Origin of the sequence: Serratia sp. Z4 (assembly GCF_009900725.1) — a bacterium.
Classification (GTDB): Bacteria; Pseudomonadota; Gammaproteobacteria; order Enterobacterales; family Enterobacteriaceae; genus Serratia; species Serratia nematodiphila.
In genome coordinates, this window is sequence record NZ_JAAABD010000001.1 from 1296696 (window position 1) to 1315898 (window position 19203).

Genomic DNA, 19203 nt, shown 5'->3' on the forward strand with positions numbered 1-19203 from the left:
CCCCGTATTGATTCAACACCGGGCCGCTGCCGTTCAGGCAATCCGCCAGTTGGGGCATCCCCCCGATTGAATTGACGAATATGGAGATAAGGTTATGTCATCAAGCAATGCTTCCGTTAAGGCCGAAGGCGTATTAGCCCTGCTGGGCGCTTATAAACCCGATGAAGACGACACCATTACCGTGCTTCATCCGTCGAAAACGTTCGAAAACGCCGGCCTGGAGCTGGTGCGCGGCGATCGCAGTTGGCACGACAAGGGCGTGACCGACACGCCGGTCTCTCTGACCTACAGCTTCTGGGAAAAGGCGCCGGGCAACATGTCGAGCATGGGCATCAGCGGCTTCAGCAGCTTTAACCCCGAACAGCGCGAGCAGGCTAAACTGTCGCTGCAGTCATGGTCAGACGTGGCTAACATCACCTTCACTGAAACCAGCAACACCGCCGCCGCCAACATCAAATTCGGCCTGTTCGACTACAGCTCGCGCGGCTCCTATGCCTTCGCGTATAACCCGGACACCTCGCCTTCGGTCGCCGGGCAGACCTGGTATAACGCCAAGAACCACACCTTCGTCAACAACCAGATCCATGAGAACGAGTACGGTCGCCAGACCTTCACCCATGAAATCGGCCATGCGTTGGGGCTGCAGCACCCGGGCGACTATAACGCCGCACCGGGCGTCAGCATCACCTACGCTAAAGACGCGACCTACTTTGAGGACAGCCGCGCGCACAGCCTGATGAGCTATTTCAGCGAAAGCAACACCGGGCAGGACTTTAAAGGCGCGTACTCTTCCGGGCCGTTGCTCAATGACATCACGGCGATCCAGCATTTCTACGGCGCCAACATGACCACCCGCACCGGTGATACGGTTTACGGTTTCAATTCCAACACCGATCGCGACTTCCTCACCGCCACCGGCGCGCAGGACAAAATAATCTTCACCGCCTGGGACGCCGGCGGCAACGACACCTTCGATTTCTCCGGCTTTGGCCAGAATCAGCGCATCAACCTGAATGAAAAGGCGTTCTCGGACGTCGGCGGCCTGAAAGGCAACGTGTCTATCGCTGCCGGCGTAACGATTGAAAACGCCATCGGCGGGGCGGGTAACGATGTGCTGGTGGGCAACGCCGCCGATAACGTGCTCAAGGGCGGCGCGGGCGATGACGTGCTGTACGGCGGTAAGGGGGCGGATCAGCTGTGGGGAGGCGCCGGCAAGGACACCTTCGTCTATTTCGCGGCGGAAGAGTCAACGGCGGCGGCGCCGGATTGGATCCGCGACTTCGTGCGCGGCGAGGACAAGATCGATCTGACGCTGTTCAACACCGGCAGCGCCGACGGCATCCGCTTCGTCGATCAGTTCAGCGGCAAGGCGGGCGAGGCGACGCTGAGCTACGATGCGCAAAATCACGTCAGTGACGTGGCGATCAACCTGGGCGGCGCCTTTGACGGCAGCGATTTCCTGGTGAAAGTGGTGGGACAGCCGCTGGATGCGGGTGATTTCGTGCTGGCCTGATGCAGGCAACAAAAATAGGGCGCTTTGGGTAAAAACCCGACAATTCCTATTAATTACGTCATATTAGCGTGACATAGTAGCGCGCAGAAGGCCGGGCTTGCATACCTCGGGCTTCTGTCGGATCGCCAACCTTCTTCGGTTGGCGATTCATTTTCCGCCTTTCAGCATGTTGATGGCGGCGCCGAGCAGGATGCGCCGTTCGATATCGTTGCTGTCCGTCAGCTGCCGCGCCAGATGTTTTTCCAGCGTTTCCACCGACAGCGCTTCGCCGCGATGACGCAGCTGCATCACGCCGTCGCCGATCAGGCGTGCGACCTCATCCCATACGGGTTTAATCTCCTGTTCCGAGAACGTCATGGTCTACCTCGGCTGGTTGATTTTTGCCCAATGTAGCAGCTGAGCTGCGGCTTCGCTAGCCGCCGCCTAAAACAGGAAGCATAAAAAACAAACCATCAGTATTTCTTCTGGTTTTTACGCTCAATACTTGCGGTGTCGAAAAGCTGGAGAAAACATCATGAACTGGGTCGAAACCTTGGCGGAGTACTACCGCCTGAGCCGCACGGGTGAAACGCAGCATTGGCTGTGTCGCCGCTGGTTGCTTCAGGGGGAGGCGCGTTTGGCCTATTTGCGGGAGTTGCTGGAGCCGACCGCGCCACGGCGGCGGTGAACAGAGCGCCGGCGTTGCCGGCGTCATTTCGCGGGATCAACCGAAGGCGATCGCCGCCCAACGCAACAGCAGCAGCGCCAGGCAGATCAGCAGCAGCACCACCACCATTTTACCGAGCTTGTTGCCCATGCGTTTTGTTGCCACGCTGCCCTCCCTTTTAGCTGAAATACCACCCGCCGGCGAGGAGGATGAGGAAAAGCGTCACTAACGCGACGCCGTTGAGTAAGTCGCTGAACGTATCGTCAGCATCGATGTCATTTTGCCGCATGTTACCGCCTGGCGGACGCCATTGGGTGAATAATGTTCACAGTATGCGCCCCGCAGCGCGACAGGCACAGCGAAGAACGGTAAAAACGCGTAAAGGTGGCGGTGGCGGAACGCGCAGTCGCGCCTGCGACGGATGCAGACGGCCGGCAATACGTTGTACTATCCTGTCTGCATTGAGGCATTTTTCCAAAAGGTATAATCATGGCGACGGCAATTCCACAGAAATACGAACACCTTGAGCGTTGGGCATTCGGCGATACCGAGCAGCAGGCCGATGAAGTGGTGCAATTGATCCTCAATGGCACCAAAACGGCCACCTGTTCCAACCTGGACGGCGAGGGGATCCCGCAGGCCGGCGATCTGTTCCTGGTGGTGGACGGCAAGGGGGGGCCGGTCTGCGCGGTCGAGCTGACCGCGGTGGAAATGAAAACTTACGATCAGGTCGATGAAGCGCACGCCTTTGCCGAAGGCGAGGGCGATCGCTCGCTGGCGCATTGGCGCAAAGAGCTGCAGCGCTTCTTCGAAGCGTACGATCTGTTCTCGCCGGACATGACGCTGGTGTTGATGAATTTCAAAGTCGTCGACAAATTCTAATCTTATGCGCGCCGTTCCCTACGAGTGCCAGTGGGCGAGCCCGGAGTTGGCCGCCGATCTGATAGCCGGCCGCGCGACGCTGGCGCAAGACGAAAATTGGGCGCGCAGCGGTGCCCGCGATCGGGCAGAGTACATCGAGTGGGCCAACCACGTGTGCGGCATGGCCTGCCTGAAAATGGTGCTGGGCCATCGCGACGGCGAAACGCCGCCGCTGTTGGAACTGGCGCGCCGCAGCCTGCCCTACGGCGCCTATGTGCGCGAGGGTGAACGGATAAAGGGCCTGATTTACGCGCCGTTCGTCGAGTACGTGCGCGAGCAGTTCGCGCTGCAAGCGGAGGTGAAGGTGGGGCTGGACGCTGCCGACGTGCCGGCGCTGCTTAGCGAATGCCGCTACTTTATCGCTTCGGTGCATCCCGCCATTCGCCGGCCGGAGAGCACGCCGCCGCACAGGGGCGGGCATCTGGTGCTGATCACCGCCGCCGATGCGCAAAGCGTGACCTTCCACAACCCTTCGGGCGACAGCCCAGCGACGCGCGAGCGGGTATGTCTGCCGCTCAGCCGCTTCGCCCCTTTCTTTGCCGGCCGCGGCATCGCCATCGCATAAAAAAACGCGCTGTTTCCGATGAAAACAGCGCGTCGTCAGCCCTTCTGATGCACTATCATGCCAGCCGCATCACCCAGGCGTCCGCCTGCCGATCGTAGTGTTGCTTGTACAGCAGCGACTGTTTGCCGTCGAGGATCGCCGGGATGCTGGTATGTTCATCCCAGCCGTCCAGCTGCATGCACAGATCCGGATCGGACTTGCAGGGAATGCTCAGGGTGCCGGCACGGTCGGCGCCGGCGTGAAGATGCGCGTCATCGACCTCGAAGCTGCCAATTTTTACGACGGTTTTGCTCATGGGAACTCCTTGCTCAATGGTGTGGTAGGAGGTTAGACCAGTTTGGTCATCGGTAAGAGCATAGCCAAATGAGCAAAAAATGCCACATAAAAATTACATTTTGGAAACAATTTCCACGCCGGCAAAACACAACGCCTAGTACTCCACCACAAAACTGAGCGTGTCTTGATAGCTGCCAACCGCCACTTCCGTCTGCGCCGCATTGACCGCCGCCTTATACGGGATGCTTTGCGCCAGCCCGGTGCCGGCGCCGCTCTGTTTGTTGGTGCTATCCCAAACGGTCGTCGTATTAGGCAAGTAAATCTGGTACTGCATGAAATTGCTGGTGCCGCTTTTCATGCGCCGCCAACCGGTGACCGGGTTATTGCCGTTGGTGAAATAGGTGTTGTATCCCTCGGTTTTGGTGCAGGTCAGGGTGATGCTCTGATTGACAGGATTGAACTGCCCGACCAACGCCATGCTGCCGAAATTGACGTTGGGCGCGGTGCCGATCAGGCAATCTTTGGTGATGGTGACGCTGACGCTGACCGTGCTGGGTTTATCGACGCCGTCCCACCAAACGCACAGGCCGAGCACGCCCAGACCGCAAATATGGTAATTCCAGATCAGGTTGATGCTGTCGGTATAGGTTCCTGCGCGCACGTTGGCGCCGGCGGTGGTTTTGATATACAGCGGAAAGTTGACGTTGGAGGAAATCAGGATCAGCGACAGCAGGTTGAGCGAGCTGTAGTCGATGGTTTGGCCGATGCTGTAAGGATATTGGTAGTTGGCGTCGGGGTAGATCAGGTAAGCGATTTTATCGCCTGAACCGTCGGTGTTGGCAACCGCCATATTGTTGGTGGTGGAGGCGATCTTGACCGTGACAGTGTTTTGCGACAGCAAACTGAGCCCGAGCCCGGTGCAGTTGAGGCCGGCAGTGCCCTGGGCGTTAATCTGCCCGTTGTAGACCACGAAAGAGCTGCTTCCCGGTAAGGTGACGGTGCCGTTGGTGGTGGCGCAGTCGGCGAATGCGCGCTGACAGAGCAGCAGCGAGAGGGTTAGCAATAAGGCTTTCAATCCCCGAAACATAGTGACTCTCCGTCGTTGAATTAGCGGCAGACAACCGGGCCGACGCGCTGGATGCCCTGAGGCTTCGCCAGACTGAATTCCGCCTGACACGGCGGGCTGCCGTCGGCCGGGATCACGCTCAGGCGATTGTGTTGTTGAACCGGGTCGATATAGGTCATGCCGTCCCAACCGACATAGCTTTGCTGATTGCCGCCAACCACCGCCACCTGGCTGCCGTTGGCCAGCGGTTTGCCTTGCGCGTCAACCAGTTCGACGTCGGCGGCGGAGATGGGTTGGATGGGGAACTCAACCAGAAAACCGCTGTGATCGCGAATGGCGACGGTTTTTTCCACCGTCGGCAGCGCGACGTCGGCGGGCAGGCTAAGCGGATCAATCTGGAATTTCGCATGGTAGTAAGAGGTGACGGTCGGCACCAGTAAATAGCCCTGGGCATCGGTCTTGCCGATCGGCTGGTTCTCATAGCTCACCGGAATGTCGGCGTATCCTTGCGTGGACACCAGCGCAAAGGCATCGTTGATGGTGTTGGTGGCGTATACGCCGCCGTTCATCGCCACCAGCGAACCGCTGATTTCGCCCCAGTGGTTGGTTTCATCGCGGGTACCGTATACGCCCGCTCGGGCTTCGAGTCTGCGGGTTCGCCAGGTCAGATCCGCCTGGCGGTAATCGCCGCCGCTCGGGTTATTGGCGTAGGCCAGATTCCAGCCGAAACCGCCATCGGTCGGCGCGGCGCGGCTGTAGCTGACGCGTTCGCTCCAGCGGTTATTGTTGTCGCGCGCGGCGCTGAGGCTGGCCGTGCCCCAGCTGTCAAACGGAATGGAGAGCTGCAGTTGGGCGCTGTAACCGCTGCTGCCGATTTCCCGGTTGAGGGAGGCGTACAGGCTGCTGTTGCGCCAAAGCGACACACTGTAGGACAGGTTCACCAGGCGGGTCCGTTGAGCGATGGCGTCGCGAACGTCAAAATAACCGGCGCCGAGGCTGCCTAGCCGGCCCAGGCTGACGCTGCCGGTCAACTGATCGGTGCGACGGCTCAGACGGTAGTCGCTTTTATACACGGAAATGTCGCCAAAATCGGCGCTGCGCAGGATGCGTTGCGCGTTGAGGCTGAAACGTGGGTTGCTGTAGGTGTAGCCAAAGCTGCTTTGATCGCCGTGGTTGCCGGTGTAGCGATAGACGGGCTGAGGATCTGGCTGCTGCAACGGCCTGCCGGTCAGCGGGTCATAATAGGTGGGGGATGGTATCGGCCGGCCGCCGTTAAACGCGTCGTCGCCGGCCTGGCTAACGCTGTAGGACGCGTTGAGAACCCCCCATTGTCCGACGCGAATGTCGGCGCCGCCGCCGCCGACCGACAACTCGGCTGCGCCTTCGGCGCGTCCTTCCAGGGTTAACCAATCAGTGACGCCGTAACGTAAACTGGCGCTGCCTACCCATTGCCCGTAATCGGCAGAATTCAACCCGTAGTTGCGTCGCAGCAAGCCGGTGGAAATGCTGAAATCGCTCATGCCGGTCTGCAGCAGGTTGCTGGCCACGTAGAACGGTACCGTGGTGCTGACCTGGCGGCCGAGGGCGTCGGTGGTGACGACGGTGGCCTGACCCGCGCCGTTAATGTAGGGCACGCTGTTGAGGGTAAACGGCCCGGGATTGATGTTGGTGGTGCTGTTTTTATAGCTGTTGATGTATAAATCGACGCTGCTGGGCAATGCCGCCTGGCCGGAAAACTGCGGCAACGGGTAGGTGATAAGATCCGGGCGCACCGCGAAATTGCGCGCCAATTGCAAGCCGCCGATGCGCACGGCGCTGCTCCAGGGGAGCGAGCCGGTGGTAAGGTCACCGGCGATCACACTCAGCATCCGTTGATCATCGTTGAAACGCCAGTAGCTGTCGTACCGAATATAGCGGCCGCCATCGTCGTTTGGCCCGCCGTTAAACCCGCTGCGGTAGATGCCGGTGTTGGCGACGACGCCGAACCCGTCGAACAGGCGCTGTTCGCTCCACGCCGACAGGTAGCCCGGCCGGCCATTGCCGTTGCTTTGGCTGGCGTAGATGTCGTAGTTGAACAGCAAACCGAGGCTGCTTTGCGCCGGCAAGCGCTGCAACGGTGAACGGGCGCCGATGGTTTGCTGTGGCAACCAGTCGTTGGGCACGTTGATCAGCAACTGCTGGCTCTCGCCGCTGTAGCTGACATCCACCTTCTCCAGCCGATCGACGGCGATTTCTTTCGCCTGTTTATCCGCTACCGGCAGCCCGGCGTCGAGCAGTTGTTGGGGTGTCATGTAGTAATGGCCGCCGCGGTAGTTGACCGGCACGACGTTGCCGGTTTGGCGCCCGTTGACGACCGGCTCCAGATACAGCGTGGTGTCCGGCATGCTGACGGCGCTGGGCGGCGGCGGCAGATCGTCGCCGAGCGCAAACGGCAGCCAGCCGCCGGCCGCCATGCTCAGCATGGCAAACGTCAGCGGCTTAAGGCTGAAGCGCCGCGTCGATAGCCTCCCTGTCGGCTGCACCTGGGCCTCAATAAGACGGAATGGCTACGGGCTGTTTGTTGTCATTGACCGTGGCCATCAGCTTGCCGCTGCTGAAAGCGCCTGCGGGCGGCAAGGCGAAGCGCATCTGTGAACCGGGCAGCACGTATCCCATCAGGCCGGGATTCAGGCTGCGGCCTTGCAGCGTCACTTTCGAGATACGAGCATGCACTGCGCCTTGGTTTCGCACCTCCAGCCAGCGTTCGCTGCTTTGCTGCTGTAGACGATAGCTGAGCTGGGGTTGGCTGGCGGTCGCGTAATCGCGCGGTTTTTCGCTGTCTTGTTTGGTCCAAATGCCTTTGCCGCTGACGAACAGCGGCACCGAGTAGCGCATCTGGAATTTCAGCCCCATCTCCGCGCCGCCGGGAGCGGCGCTCGACGCGGGTTCTTTCACCGGCACTTCATCGACCAAAATGCGGTAGGCGCGCTCCTGTCCCGCCGCCGGGGCCGACTGTTTGATCAGGCGTATCAGTTGGCGTTTGCCTGGCGCGATCGACGCCACCGGCGGGCTGGCGATCACGTCGCTTTGGTTGCTGTAATCGTCTTTGCCGGCGGTTTGCTGCCAACCCAGCACGCGAATTTGCATATAGACCGGTTTGCTGTCGCGATTTTCCAGCCACAGCGCGGTGGCCTGCTGTTGATCTTCAATCACCGGATCGATCGGCCAAATGAGAATGGAAGCCGCGGCCAGGGCGTGCTGTTGGCTTGCCAGGAGCAAGGCTGCCGTTAACGGCAGTCGGAAGGGTATGCGCATAACTCAATCCTTATTGCAAAAAACTTAATAAGTGACCGTCAACAAGACCGTATCGCTGTAAACGCCACTGGTGGGCAGGGTACTGGTCGAAAACAGACGGGCGTAAACTTTGATTTCTTGCGTGCTGCCGGTGGCGGCGACGGTCTGCGCCGCGCCGCCGTTGGCGCCATCTCCCCAAAGGGTGGCGTAGTTGCTGTCTTGATAAAGTTGATACAGCAGCGTTTCCGACGTGACGGCATTTTGTAATTTTCTGCCGCCGGCGATGGATCCGGTCACGTGATTGCCGACGCCGAGGGCCAGCGTAACGCTCAGCCCCGGGTTGCAGCGAAACAGCACCGAACCGGCACCGCTGCTGGAGACGATGCTGACTGCGTTGCTCAGCGAGGACAACTGGCCGAAGTTCAGGGTGCCGAAGGTGGTCACGTCACTGACGCCGCTGCCCAATACGCAGCCTTTTACCACGGTTGCATTGACGGTGAACGGCTGGCTTTTGGTCAAATCGTTGACGCCGGTATCGCTTTGGGCCGGGAAAAGCGGCAGGCAGAACAGCAAACCGCAAATGGAAGCGCGCATCGTCATTACCAATTGATCGTGACCTGTACCGTATCGGTGTAGCTGCCTGTCGGGGGTGTGGACTGCGCCGGGATCATGCCATAGACCGGCAGCCAGTTGTCCGTACCGTTGGCGGTTTGTGACACGCCCGTCAGATTATCCCAAATGGTGCTGTGGGCGGCGTTGGTGTACAGGTTGTAATTCACCCGTTGGCCTGCCGCGCTTTGCAGGTAGCGGGCAGCGGTATTGCCGCTTTGCCCGCCGCCAAGCAGAACGCTGTAGCTGGTGCCGTTGGTGCATTTCACCCGAATGGCGCCGGCGTTTTGCTGCCCGGCGACGCTGGTTGCGGTGCTGAGAAAATACAGCGTGCCGAAATTCAGCGTGCCGAAGCTGACGTTGCCACCTGAGCTGCTGCCGGCCTCACAGGCGCTGAGCAAGGTCGCGCTGACGCCGAGGGTCGCGGTTTTACTGTCGGCCTGCGCCAACAGGCTGCACGCCCATAATCCGCAGCAGCAAAGCGCGCGCCGCACCGTTACCAGGTGACCGTCATCGTGACGGTGTCGTTATAGGTGTCCGCCGCCGGGGTAGATCCGGCCGCCGGTACGCGGCCATAGACGATCAGCGGAACAGCGGCGCCGGTGCCGGTGCCGGTCCGCGCGTTGGCGCCGCTGCCCCAGGCGGTGGTGCGTGCGGCATCCTGGTACAGGTTATAACTGATGAATGCGCCTGCCGTGCTGGCCATGCGGCGTTGGGTGCCTGAAGTGACGTGGAGCCCGTTGTCCAGCGCCACCGTGTAGTCTGTGCCGGTGGTGCAGGTCAATGACAGCGTACCGGCCCCCCCTGCGCCGGTGGCGCTGGCGTCGATGATGTTGGCCAGTGAAGAGTAAGTGCCGAAGCTGATGGAGCCGAAGTCGTTGACGGAACCACTGCTGTTGCCGCCTCCCACGACGCAACCGGCGCCGATGGTCAGCGTCACGCCTAACGTGCCTTGAATGGTGCCTGCTGCGTTAGCCGCGCCGTTGGCGCACAGCAGGGTTGCTACCGAGGTCAATGCCATCAGAGTTTTTTTCATCTTATATTCCTTGCCGTATGAGAGAAAGCCCGCAAAGACGCCACCCAGAGGTGGGTTGAACGTATTCATTTAGCTGCACTTTAATTAATAGAATAAGAATCGGGAATTGTCTTGATGAAAACGAGAAACTTTTTATTCTCATTCCCCGGCTGGCGGGGCTTTCAGACGAGGTATACCGATAAAGTGAAATGATTAGAATAATAACGAACGGCGATGGGAATATTATTAGCGTTATTTTATCGCCGGGGAGTTTCATTCCCCGGCGCGGTATTGTTTACAGGTGGAAATCCAGGGCGCCATCCCGCACCAGCTCGCGCGGCAGGTTATTCTTGATACGGCTGCCAATGCGTTTGGCGATGCCCAGAGGTTGCCCCTGATAGGTGACGATGCACTCGTCGCCCGCCGGTGGCTGCTCAGGGTAGAGATCGCGGCCGTGATACCACTCCTGGGCCAGCGCGGCGTCCAGCTCGAAGTGCTGTTTGCCGCCGGCGCCCGCGAGGGCGATCGCCGCTTCGTGCTGCCAACGGAAACCTTTCGGGAAACGCTCCGCCAGCTTGAGACCGATGCGCGAGAAGCGCACCTTGCCGAACAGCGGCTCCAGCTCGGCCGGGAACAGCCAGATTTCCTTATCGCGCTCCCACAGCCGGCTGTCATCGCCCCAGGTTAAGCCGGATGCGGCGGCGGCTTGGGCGACCAGCGTCGCCTCTTTGCCGGACAGTGGGCTGAACGGAAACTTACCGACTTTATAGGTCGGTTTCGGCAACGGTGCCACGGCGTGCTGTTTGCGCAGACGGGCGACGAAAAACCCTTCGCTGTCGTAAATCTGCGGGAAGACGTGCAGAAAACCTTCGGCGGTCAATGCCTTGTCAGCGCCGGGAAACAGCTCACCCAGCGGCTCGATGCTGACCGCGTCGCCGTAGGTGTCCAGCAGCCAACGCACCACCTGCTGATTTTCCTGCGCATTGAGGGTACAGGTGGAGTAAACCATCACGCCGCCTGGCGCCAGCGCATGGAACGCGCTGTCGATCAGCTCGCGTTGGGTGGCGGCGATTTCGGTCACGCTTTCCGGCGACCAGTTGCTCATGGCGTCCGGATCCTTGCGTACCACGCCTTCGCCGGAGCAGGGGGCATCGAGCAGAATGGCGTCGAAGCTCTCCGGCAGCGCGGCGCCGAACACCCGGCCGTCGAAGTGGGTCAGCGCGGTGTTCTTCACGCCGCAGCGGTTGATATTGGCGTGCAGCACTTTCACCCGGCTGGCGGAGTATTCGTTGGCGACGATGCCGCCCTGGTTGCCCATCAACGCGGCGATCTGGGTGGTTTTGGATCCCGGCGCCGCCGCCACGTCCAGCACGCGATTCGGCGCCGCGTCGCCGGCGAACAGCGCGCTGACCGGCAACATCGAACTGGCCTCCTGAATGTAGAACAGACCGCTCAGGTGTTCGGCGGCGCTGCCTAATCGCAGCTCTTCATCGTCGCGTTCGATCCAGAACCCTTCCGCGCACCAGGGAATGGGCTCCAGTCGCCAGTCGTAATCCTGCACCAGCACCAGGAAGTCGGCGACGCTGATTTTCAGCGTGTTGACGCGCAGGCTGCGGCGCAGCGGGCGCTGACAGGCGGCGATAAAATCTTCCATCGCCAGCTCGGCGGGCATGATGGCGCGGGTGGCGTCGAGGAAAGCGGGGGGCAGAAAAACGGCGGTGGATTTGGCCACGGGGCGAACTCTCAGGGTGCAATAAAGACAAGGGCGAGAGTTTATCACAAAGCGGGAAAAAACAGGGCCCGGCATTGCCGGGCCCTGAGGGAAACGCGAAAGTTAATCGCGCGGAATGGCGGTGCCCCAGGTTTTCCAGTCCTTCGGCTCTTCCGGATTCAGCAGGAAGTGCTTGTTCGGCGTCGCTTTCGGCGCCAGCGGAATAGTCGGCGGGGTGGCGAAGGCGATACCGCCGCGGATGAACTGCTGGAAGGTGCCGCTCTTGATCACGCCGCCGGTCAGGCCGAACTGCAGGTTGTAACCCGACGCCAGCCAGAACACGCTGTTGTTGCGCACCAGATGCTGATACTTCTTGCTGATGCGCAGCGCGACGTGCACCCGGTCGGACATGGCGCCAAGGTAGAAACCGGTGATGGTGCCGACCTCCACGCCGCGGAACAGCACCGGCGTGCCGATCTGCAGCGAGCCGGTTTCGGCGGCGTCGAGCACCACGCTCAGGCCGTCCAGATAGCGCGAGTCGGTGATGCTGGCCTGCTGCAGCTCGAAGGTGCGCAGCTCGCGGCCGCGGCCCGGCTCCACGTTGATATAAGGCTGGAGCAGGGTATCGAGGTTGCTGACGCCGGCGGCGGAGATCTCCGGCGAGACGATCGAGAAGCGGCTGCCGAGACGCGCGAAGGTCTGCACGTATTCCGGATACAGCACCGCCTTGGCCAACACTTCGTTGCGCTCCGGGGCAAGCTGCAGCGACTCCACCTGGCCGACGTCGATGCCGAGGTAGCGCAGCGGCATACCCGCCGACAGCTTGCTGGCGTCGTAGGTTTTCAGCGTGATTTGGCTGCCCACCGCGCGGGCGGCGGTTTCGCTGGCGTACAGCACGCGGTTGGCGCCCTTGTTCAGCGTCACGCCCTGTAGATTATCGAAGCTGATGGCACCTTTCAGCGCGCGGTTGAGCGGCGAAGCCTGCACCGTCAGGCCGCTGCCGTTGAGCTGCACCTTGGCGCCGCCTTCGGCCCAGAAGATGCTTTCGCGCGTCAGCAGCTTGCGGTATTCCGGGCTGATGTAGACGTCCACCTCAAACTCGTTGGCCTTCGGCCGAACATTGACGATCTCGCCCACCTGGAATTTGCGATACAGCACTACCGAGCCGGCCTGCACGTCCGGCAGGCTGGTGGCGCTGAGGGTCAGGGTGGTAGCGGGGGCGTTGCCGACGATGCCTTCCTCGGCTTTTTCGCTGTTGGCGTACAGCGGGTATTGGCCGCCAGGTTCCCCCTTGCTGCCGGGAATAATGCGCACGCCGCCGTCTACCCACTCCTGGGCGCTGGCGCCAAGCACTTCCATGCCGTCGATGCCCAGCTTGACGTCGAGGCGGCTGTTGACCACGAATTTACTGTCTTTGTGCAGCAGGCCGCGGTACTGCGCGTCGATGGCGGCGGTGAATACCACGCCGCCGGCGGTCAGCGTGCGGCTCAGGATTTGGCCGACTTTCACGCCGTGCACCACCAGCGGCTGCCCGACGTCGATGCCGTAGCTTTGCGGCGCATTCAGCGTAACGGTCAGCACGCCAGGCTGTTGCAACAGCGTTTCGCTGCTGTCCAGCACGTTGAAGCGTTGCTGCGGCTCGCCTTCGCCCGGTACCAGCTCCAGCGTGGTGCCGGTCAGCAACTGGCTAAGCTTGGCGTCGTTGAGGCTGATGCGCGGGCTGCGCATCACGATGCGGGTGCCGCTGCGCATCAGATCGACCACCGAAGGATCGATGGTCAGTTCACCGACCACTTTGCTGTCCTGTTGCAACGTCAGCTTGGTCAGGGTGCCGACCTGCAGCCCCTGGTACATCAGCGGCGTGCGGTTTTCGCTCAGGCTGTTGCCGCTCGGCAGATCCAGCAGGATATTGACGCCGCGCTGGCTGTGGGCCAGATCAGGATACAGGGTATAGCTCTGATCGCCCTTGGCCTGCTGGCCATCGGCCGGAGAATCGAAGGCAATGGCACCGTTGACCAGCGCCGCCAGGCTCTCCATCTGCACCGTGGCACCGGACAGGCTGAAATCGCCCTTGAAGCCGGAAACGTTCCAGAAGCGGCTGTTGCTCTTCACCAGGTTGGCGAAGCGGCGGTCGATCAGCACGTCGATGGTCACGCCCTTGTTGCCTTCGCTGATGGTGTAGTCATACACCTTGCCGACCGGGATTTTACGGTAATAGACCAGCGAGCCGCTGTTGAGCGAGCCGAGATCGTCGGCGTGCAGGTGAATCATCAGCTCGCCGGTATTCAGGCGGTACTTCGGCTGGGTATCGAGCGCGGTGAAGTGGGTTTGCTCCTTGCCGCTGCCGGGCATCATGCCGATATAGTTGCCGCCGACCAGCGCATCGAGCCCGGATACCCCGGCCAGCGAGGCCTTGGGCGTCACCAGCCAGAACTGGGTACCTTCGCGCAGCGAGTCTTCCAGATCGCTTTTGATACTGGCCTCCACCACGATGCTGCGCAGATCTTTGCTCAGACTGATTTTTTGCACCGTGCCGACCTCAACGCCCTGGTAGCGCACCGGCGTGCGGCCGGCGACGATGCCCGCCGCCGATTGGAAATCGATGGTGACGGTGGTGCCGCGTTCCTGGACATTGTTATAGACCAGCCACCCGGCGATCAGCAGGGCGATGAACGGCAGTAACCAGAACGGTGAAATGCGGCGTTTGTTCTTGACCCGCGCTTCAGTCGGTGTAGTCGGCGTTTCCTGTTGCATGTGCATCCCAAATCAATCGGCTATCGAGCCACTCAACGGCAAGAATAGTCAAAATGACCGCCGAGCCAAAGTAAAACGCGGCCGGTCCCATAGTAAAAGATAACAGCTGGTCGCGGTTTACCAGCGACATCATCAAGGCGATAACGAACAGATCGAGCATCGACCAGCGGCCGATCCAGGTGACCAGACGTAGCAGACGAATGCGCGTCTTCAGGCTGTGCGAAGTTTTGAAGTGGATGCTCAGCAACAGCGTGATCAGCACAATCACCTTGGTAAAAGGCACCAGCACGCTGGCGATGAACACGATGGCGGCGATCGGCACGTTGCCGGAGGTGGCCAGTGAGACCACGCCGGAGAAGATGGTGTCTTCCATCCGCACGCCGTTGGCGTAAATGATGGAAATCGGCAGCAGATTGGCCGGTATCAGCAGGATCATCGCCGCGATCAGCGCCGCCCAGGTTTTCTGCAGGCTGTAGGGCTGGCGGTGGCACATTGGCACATGGCAGCGCGGGCAGCGGCCGCGCGCGTCAGGGTAGCCGGTATAGTGGCAGGACAGGCAAATATGCAGCGCCGCCGGCGGGCCTTCCGGCTGTTCCTGCGGATAGTAACGCTCCCACAGCTGCTCCAGGTTAGCGTGGATCAGCGTCAGGATGCTGAGCACCGTGAGCGACAGGTAGGCGATCAGCGCGCTGCCCGCCTGGATGTCGGCGTAATCCTGCACCTTGATCGCCGCCACCGCCATGCCGATCAGATAAATGTCCAGCATCACCCACTCTTTGAGCCGCTCCAGCATCAGCAGCACCGGGCGCAGGTTCATGCCGAGCGCGTGGCCGAAGCGCAGGTACAGCAGCGACAGCGCCAGCGTCAGCGGGGCGCCGATGGTGCAAAACGCCACCATGCTGGCGGTGAGCGGATCGCCCTGGCGGCTCATCTGCCAGATGCCCTCCAGCAAACTGGCGTCGATGCGCGTGCCGAGCAGGCGGATGCTGATCAGCGGTTCGGTGAAGGCGAACGGCATCAGCAGCAGCATGGTGATCGCCATGGCGGTCAGACGCGTCATCGACCAGTCGCGGCCGTGCACCACCTTGGCGTTACAGCGCGGGCAATAAGCGGCCTGATTGCCGCTGAGCGGCGGCAGCATGAACAGCAGGTCGCACTCGCAGCAGCGTTGGTGGCGCGCTTTGGAAAGGGGGGCGGTGATCGCGTGTATTTTCATTTTTGACAAGTAGCTGCCCTTGAGCCCGCCGGAACTGTCAGCGTAGCTGAAAAATAAACCGGCCGCGTCACCGGCGATCGGGCGCCGGACGGTAAAACGAGGTAAACCGGGATTCTGAGCGGCAAACATACCCCGAGCGACGGGGTTTTGTGAAGCAACAGATGATTAACCTTGTGGCTATACGCATTTAATGCTTATTTTATAGGGCCTAAGCTTTGGGCTTCTGGCCATCTTCACTGTTTCAATGGTTAACACATGACAAAAGAACAATTCTACGCGGAATTAAAACGTGACCTGAGCGCGTTGCTCGGCGGGGAAACCAACTTTATCGCGGCGCTGTCCAACGCCAGCGCGTTGCTCAACGAGCGTCTGGATGACGTGAACTGGGTCGGTTTCTATCTGATGGATGGCGACCAACTGGTGCTGGGACCGTTCCAGGGCAAGATCGCCTGCGTGCGCATTCCGGTGGGCAAGGGCGTGTGCGGCACGGCGGTGGCGGAAAATCGCGTGCAGCGCGTCGGCGACGTGCATGCGTTTCCGGGCCATATCGCCTGCGATGCGGCCAGCAACGCGGAAATCGTGCTGCCGCTGGCGGTTGGCGGCCGAGCGATCGGCGTTTTGGATATCGATAGCACGGTTTATCAACGCTTCGACGAACAGGACGAAGCGGGCCTGAAAGCAGTGGTGGCGGGGCTTTGTGAGCAACTGGAACAGTGTGACAGTGCGAAATATGTGACTGTGGCGGCAAGTTGATCGACGGTTAACGTGGCAATTACCGATGGCGTCATTATAATGACGCCTGTTCATGCCTGTGGCTTGTTGGCAATACCGTTGTAATCAGGAAATTTCATGGAAAATCAACCTAAGTTGAACTCTAGTAAAGAAGTCATTGCTTTTCTTGCCGAGCGTTTTCCGCTCTGCTTTAGCGCCGAAGGCGAAGCTCGTCCGCTGAAAATCGGTATTTTTCAGGATTTGGTAGAGCGCGTGCAGGGGGAAGAGAATCTCAGCAAAACGCAATTGCGTTCTGCCCTGCGCCTGTACACCTCAAGCTGGCGTTACCTGTACGGCGTTAAAGTCGGCGCGCAGCGCGTCGATCTGGACGGCAATCCGTGCGGTGAACTGGAACAGCAGCATGTCGATCATGCCCGCCAGCAGCTTGAAGAAGCCAAAGCGCGCGTTCAGGCACAGCGTGCCGAACAAAACGCCAAAAAACGTGAAGCCGCCGGTGAATCCGCCGATGCCGCTCCTCGCCGTCCGCGTCCAGCCGGTAAAAAGCCCGCTGCGCGTCGCGAAGGCGGAGCCGCGCCGGAAAACCGCAAGCCGCGCCCACAAACTCGCCCACAGCCCGCTCGCCAACCTCGTGCAGCCAAAGAGGAAAGCCAGCCGCGTTATGCGCCAGTCACGGATATCTCTAAACTGCAAATTGGCCAGGAAATCAAAGTCAGAGCAGGCAAGAGCGCGATGGATGCTACCGTACTCGAAATCGCTAAAGATGGCGTACGTGTGCAGCTCTCTTCCGGTCTGGCGATGATTGTGCGCGCAGAACACTTGCAGTTCTGATACGGAGGCCAACCCAGGCATGAACAAATTCGTCAGATTAACAGCGATTGCAGGGCTGCTGTGGGCGGGTGTCAGTTACGGCGCGGAAACAGCCAACATCCGCATCGGCCAACTGCCCCAACTGCAACAGGAACCCCAGCACGCTACGGTGAGTGAGCGCGTTACCTCGCGCTTCACTCGCTCTCATTACCGCCAGTTCGCCCTTGACGCGGAGTTTTCAGGCAAGATCTTCGATCGCTACCTGAACATGCTGGACTACAACCATAACGTATTGCTGGCTGCCGACGTGGCGCAGTTCGCCGGCAAACGCAATCAGGTTGGCGAAGAGCTGAAAACCGGCAAGCTGGACACCTTCTACGCGCTGTTCAATCTGGCGCAGAAACGCCGTTTCGAGCGTTATACCTATGCGTTGTCGTTGCTGGACAAGCCGATGAACTTCACCGGCAACGGCACTATCGATCTCGACCGCAGCAAAGCGCCGTGGCCGAAAGACAAGGCCGAGCTGGATAGCCTGTGGGATGCGAAAGTCACCTATGACGAGCTGAACCTCAAGTTGACCGGCAAGACCGACAAAGAAATCCACGACACGCTGACCAAACGCTATCAGTTCGCCATCAAGCGCCTGACGCAAAGCAACAGCGAAGACGTCTTCCAGCTGGCGATGAATGCCTTTGCGCATGAAATCGATCCGCACACCAACTATCTGTCTCCGCGCAATACCGAGCAGTTCAACACCGAGATGAGCCTGTCGCTGGAAGGGATCGGCGCGGTGCTGCAGATGGATGATGACTACACCCTGATCAACTCGATGGTGCCGGGCGGCCCGGCGGCGAAGAGCAAGGCGATCACCGTAGGCGATCGCATCGTCGGCGTCGGCCAGGCCGGCAAACCGATGGTGGACGTGATCGGCTGGCGTCTGGACGACGTGGTGTCGCTGATCAAAGGGCCGAAGGGCAGCAAGGTGCGCCTGGAGATCCTGCCGGCCGGCAAGGGCACCAAAACCCGCGTGGTCACCTTGACCCGCGAGCGCATCCGCCTGGAAGACCGCGCGGTGAAAATGACCATCAAGACCGTCGGCAAAGAGAAGGTGGCGGTGTTCGACATCCCTGGCTTCTACGTCGGCTTGACCGATGACGTGAAAGTGCAGCTGCAGAAGATGGCCAAGCAGAACGTCAAGAGCGTGATCATCGATCTGCGCACCAACGGCGGCGGCGCGCTGACTGAAGCGGTGTCGCTGTCCGGCCTGTTCATTCCGAGCGGCCCGGTGGTGCAGGTGCGTGACAACAACGGCAAAGTGCGCGAAGACGCCGACACCGACGGCGTGACCTACTACAAAGGCCCGCTGGTGGTGCTGGTCGATCGCTTCAGCGCCTCCGCCTCCGAGATCTTCGCGGCGGCGATGCAGGATTACGGCCGCGCGCTGATCGTCGGCGAACCGACCTTCGGTAAAGGCACCGTGCAGCAGTACCGTTCACTGAACCGCATCTACGACCAGATGCTGCGCCCTGAGTGGCCGGCGCTCGGTTCGGTGCAGTACACCATTCAGAAGTTCTACCGCGTCAACGGCGGCAGCACCCAGCGCAAGGGCGTGACGCCGGATATTCTGATGCCGACCGGCGTCGATCCGGCGGAAACCGGCGAAGCGTTTGAAGACAACGCCATGCCGTGGGACAGCATCAATGCGGCGACCTACAGCAAGACCGGCGATATGGCGCCGTTCGAGCCGGAACTGCTGAAAGATCACCAGCAGCGCATCGCGCAGAATCCGGAGTTCCAGTACATCGCGCAGGATATCGCGCATTACAAGGCGCTGAAGGATAAACGCAATATCGTGTCCCTCAATCTGGCGGTGCGCGAGAAAGAGAACCACGATGACGATGCGACCCGTCTGAAACGCATCAACGAGCGTCTGGAGCGCGCGGGTAAGAAGCCGCTGAAATCGCTCGACGATCTGCCGAAGGATTACCAGGAGCCGGATCCGTACCTGGATGAAACCGTGCATATCGCGCTGGACCTGGCTCATCTGGAAAAGGATCAGCCTGCTCAGCAGCCAACGCCGGCTAAGTAAGGCCACGGCT

Annotated in this window: 19 protein-coding genes; 7 read left to right on the forward strand and 12 right to left on the reverse strand. The window is 60.5% G+C overall.

Features of this window, described 5'->3' with window-relative positions; genetic code table 11:
- The first annotated feature begins 94 nt into the window (after positions 1 to 94).
- Entirely contained in the window at positions 95 to 1513 is a 1419-nt protein-coding gene (locus GT753_RS06465; protein ID WP_118911582.1) for a serralysin family metalloprotease, read from the forward strand.
- Positions 1514 to 1660: 147 nt separating this feature from the next.
- On the opposite strand, the gene GT753_RS06470 is transcribed toward GT753_RS06465, so the two are convergent.
- Positions 1661 to 1870, reverse strand: coding sequence for a hypothetical protein (locus GT753_RS06470; protein ID WP_160125403.1), 210 nt, complete (start codon positions 1868 to 1870; stop codon positions 1661 to 1663).
- Positions 1871 to 2027: 157 nt separating this feature from the next.
- Here GT753_RS06470 and GT753_RS25690 point away from each other — a divergent pair, with 157 nt between their 5' ends.
- On the forward strand, positions 2028 to 2180 hold the full coding sequence (locus GT753_RS25690; RefSeq protein ID WP_004931524.1) for a hypothetical protein: 153 nt from the start codon (positions 2028 to 2030) through the stop codon (positions 2178 to 2180).
- Between the two features lie 36 nt (positions 2181 to 2216).
- Here GT753_RS25690 and yniD read toward each other — a convergent pair whose 3' ends face one another.
- Positions 2217 to 2309 carry a small membrane protein YniD gene (yniD, locus tag GT753_RS25810; protein ID WP_021505513.1) on the reverse strand — a complete coding sequence of 31 codons (93 nt, stop codon included), beginning with the start codon at positions 2307 to 2309 and terminating at the stop codon, positions 2217 to 2219.
- 339 nt (positions 2310 to 2648) lie between these two features.
- On the opposite strand from yniD, the gene GT753_RS06475 reads away from it, so the two are divergent.
- Both GT753_RS06475 and GT753_RS06480 read left to right on the forward strand, forming a co-directional pair.
- The gene (locus GT753_RS06475; RefSeq protein ID WP_118892105.1) at positions 2649 to 3041 is read left to right on the forward strand and encodes an ASCH domain-containing protein; all 393 of its coding nucleotides are present in this window, start codon (positions 2649 to 2651) and stop codon (positions 3039 to 3041) included.
- A 4-nt stretch (positions 3042 to 3045) separates the two neighbouring features.
- Complete coding sequence (locus GT753_RS06480) at positions 3046 to 3645, forward strand: C39 family peptidase (protein WP_021505511.1); 600 nt, start codon at positions 3046 to 3048, stop codon at positions 3643 to 3645.
- Between the two features lie 55 nt (positions 3646 to 3700).
- On the opposite strand, the gene GT753_RS06485 is transcribed toward GT753_RS06480, so the two are convergent.
- From GT753_RS06485 to yebS, 10 genes are all read right to left on the reverse strand, one after another.
- Positions 3701 to 3940, reverse strand: coding sequence for a DUF1480 family protein (locus GT753_RS06485; protein WP_004931517.1), 240 nt, complete (start codon positions 3938 to 3940; stop codon positions 3701 to 3703).
- A 135-nt stretch (positions 3941 to 4075) separates the two neighbouring features.
- Entirely contained in the window at positions 4076 to 5008 is a 933-nt protein-coding gene (locus tag GT753_RS06490) for a spore coat protein U domain-containing protein (RefSeq protein ID WP_021505510.1), read from the reverse strand.
- Between the two features lie 20 nt (positions 5009 to 5028).
- Complete coding sequence (locus GT753_RS06495) at positions 5029 to 7449, reverse strand: fimbria/pilus outer membrane usher protein (protein WP_174242117.1); 2421 nt, start codon at positions 7447 to 7449, stop codon at positions 5029 to 5031.
- A gap of 67 nt (positions 7450 to 7516) precedes the next feature.
- Positions 7517 to 8281, reverse strand: coding sequence for a molecular chaperone (locus tag GT753_RS06500; protein WP_031300493.1), 765 nt, complete (start codon positions 8279 to 8281; stop codon positions 7517 to 7519).
- 24 nt (positions 8282 to 8305) lie between these two features.
- The gene (locus tag GT753_RS06505) at positions 8306 to 8860 is read right to left on the reverse strand and encodes a spore coat U domain-containing protein (protein ID WP_049240008.1); all 555 of its coding nucleotides are present in this window, start codon (positions 8858 to 8860) and stop codon (positions 8306 to 8308) included.
- The gene (locus GT753_RS06510; protein WP_033633239.1) at positions 8860 to 9363 is read right to left on the reverse strand and encodes a spore coat U domain-containing protein; all 504 of its coding nucleotides are present in this window, start codon (positions 9361 to 9363) and stop codon (positions 8860 to 8862) included. Before GT753_RS06510 ends, GT753_RS06505 begins: the two co-directional genes overlap by 1 nt.
- Before the next feature lie 2 nt (positions 9364 to 9365).
- Positions 9366 to 9905, reverse strand: a complete 540-nt coding sequence (locus tag GT753_RS06515; protein ID WP_015377665.1) for a spore coat U domain-containing protein — start codon at positions 9903 to 9905, stop codon at positions 9366 to 9368.
- Positions 9906 to 10179: 274 nt separating this feature from the next.
- Positions 10180 to 11616 (reverse strand): 16S rRNA (cytosine(1407)-C(5))-methyltransferase RsmF, encoded by a 1437-nt coding sequence (gene rsmF / locus GT753_RS06520; protein WP_160125404.1) that lies wholly within the window; start codon positions 11614 to 11616, stop codon positions 10180 to 10182.
- A gap of 102 nt (positions 11617 to 11718) precedes the next feature.
- On the reverse strand, positions 11719 to 14349 hold the full coding sequence (locus tag GT753_RS06525) for a PqiB family protein (RefSeq protein ID WP_015377667.1): 2631 nt from the start codon (positions 14347 to 14349) through the stop codon (positions 11719 to 11721).
- The gene (yebS, locus tag GT753_RS06530; RefSeq protein ID WP_031300492.1) at positions 14318 to 15565 is read right to left on the reverse strand and encodes a membrane integrity lipid transport subunit YebS; all 1248 of its coding nucleotides are present in this window, start codon (positions 15563 to 15565) and stop codon (positions 14318 to 14320) included. The genes GT753_RS06525 and yebS overlap by 32 nt, the downstream gene beginning before the upstream one ends.
- A gap of 255 nt (positions 15566 to 15820) precedes the next feature.
- Between yebS and GT753_RS06535 the strand changes: the two genes are divergently transcribed.
- The 3 genes from GT753_RS06535 (at position 15821) to prc (ending at position 19193) form a co-directional block, all read left to right on the forward strand.
- Entirely contained in the window at positions 15821 to 16318 is a 498-nt protein-coding gene (locus GT753_RS06535; RefSeq protein ID WP_015377669.1) for a GAF domain-containing protein, read from the forward strand.
- 96 nt (positions 16319 to 16414) lie between these two features.
- Positions 16415 to 17125 carry an RNA chaperone ProQ gene (proQ, locus tag GT753_RS06540; protein WP_004931497.1) on the forward strand — a complete coding sequence of 237 codons (711 nt, stop codon included), beginning with the start codon at positions 16415 to 16417 and terminating at the stop codon, positions 17123 to 17125.
- A 19-nt stretch (positions 17126 to 17144) separates the two neighbouring features.
- Positions 17145 to 19193, forward strand: a complete 2049-nt coding sequence (gene prc / locus GT753_RS06545; protein WP_015377670.1) for a carboxy terminal-processing peptidase — start codon at positions 17145 to 17147, stop codon at positions 19191 to 19193.
- The last annotated feature ends 10 nt before the right edge of the window (positions 19194 to 19203 follow it).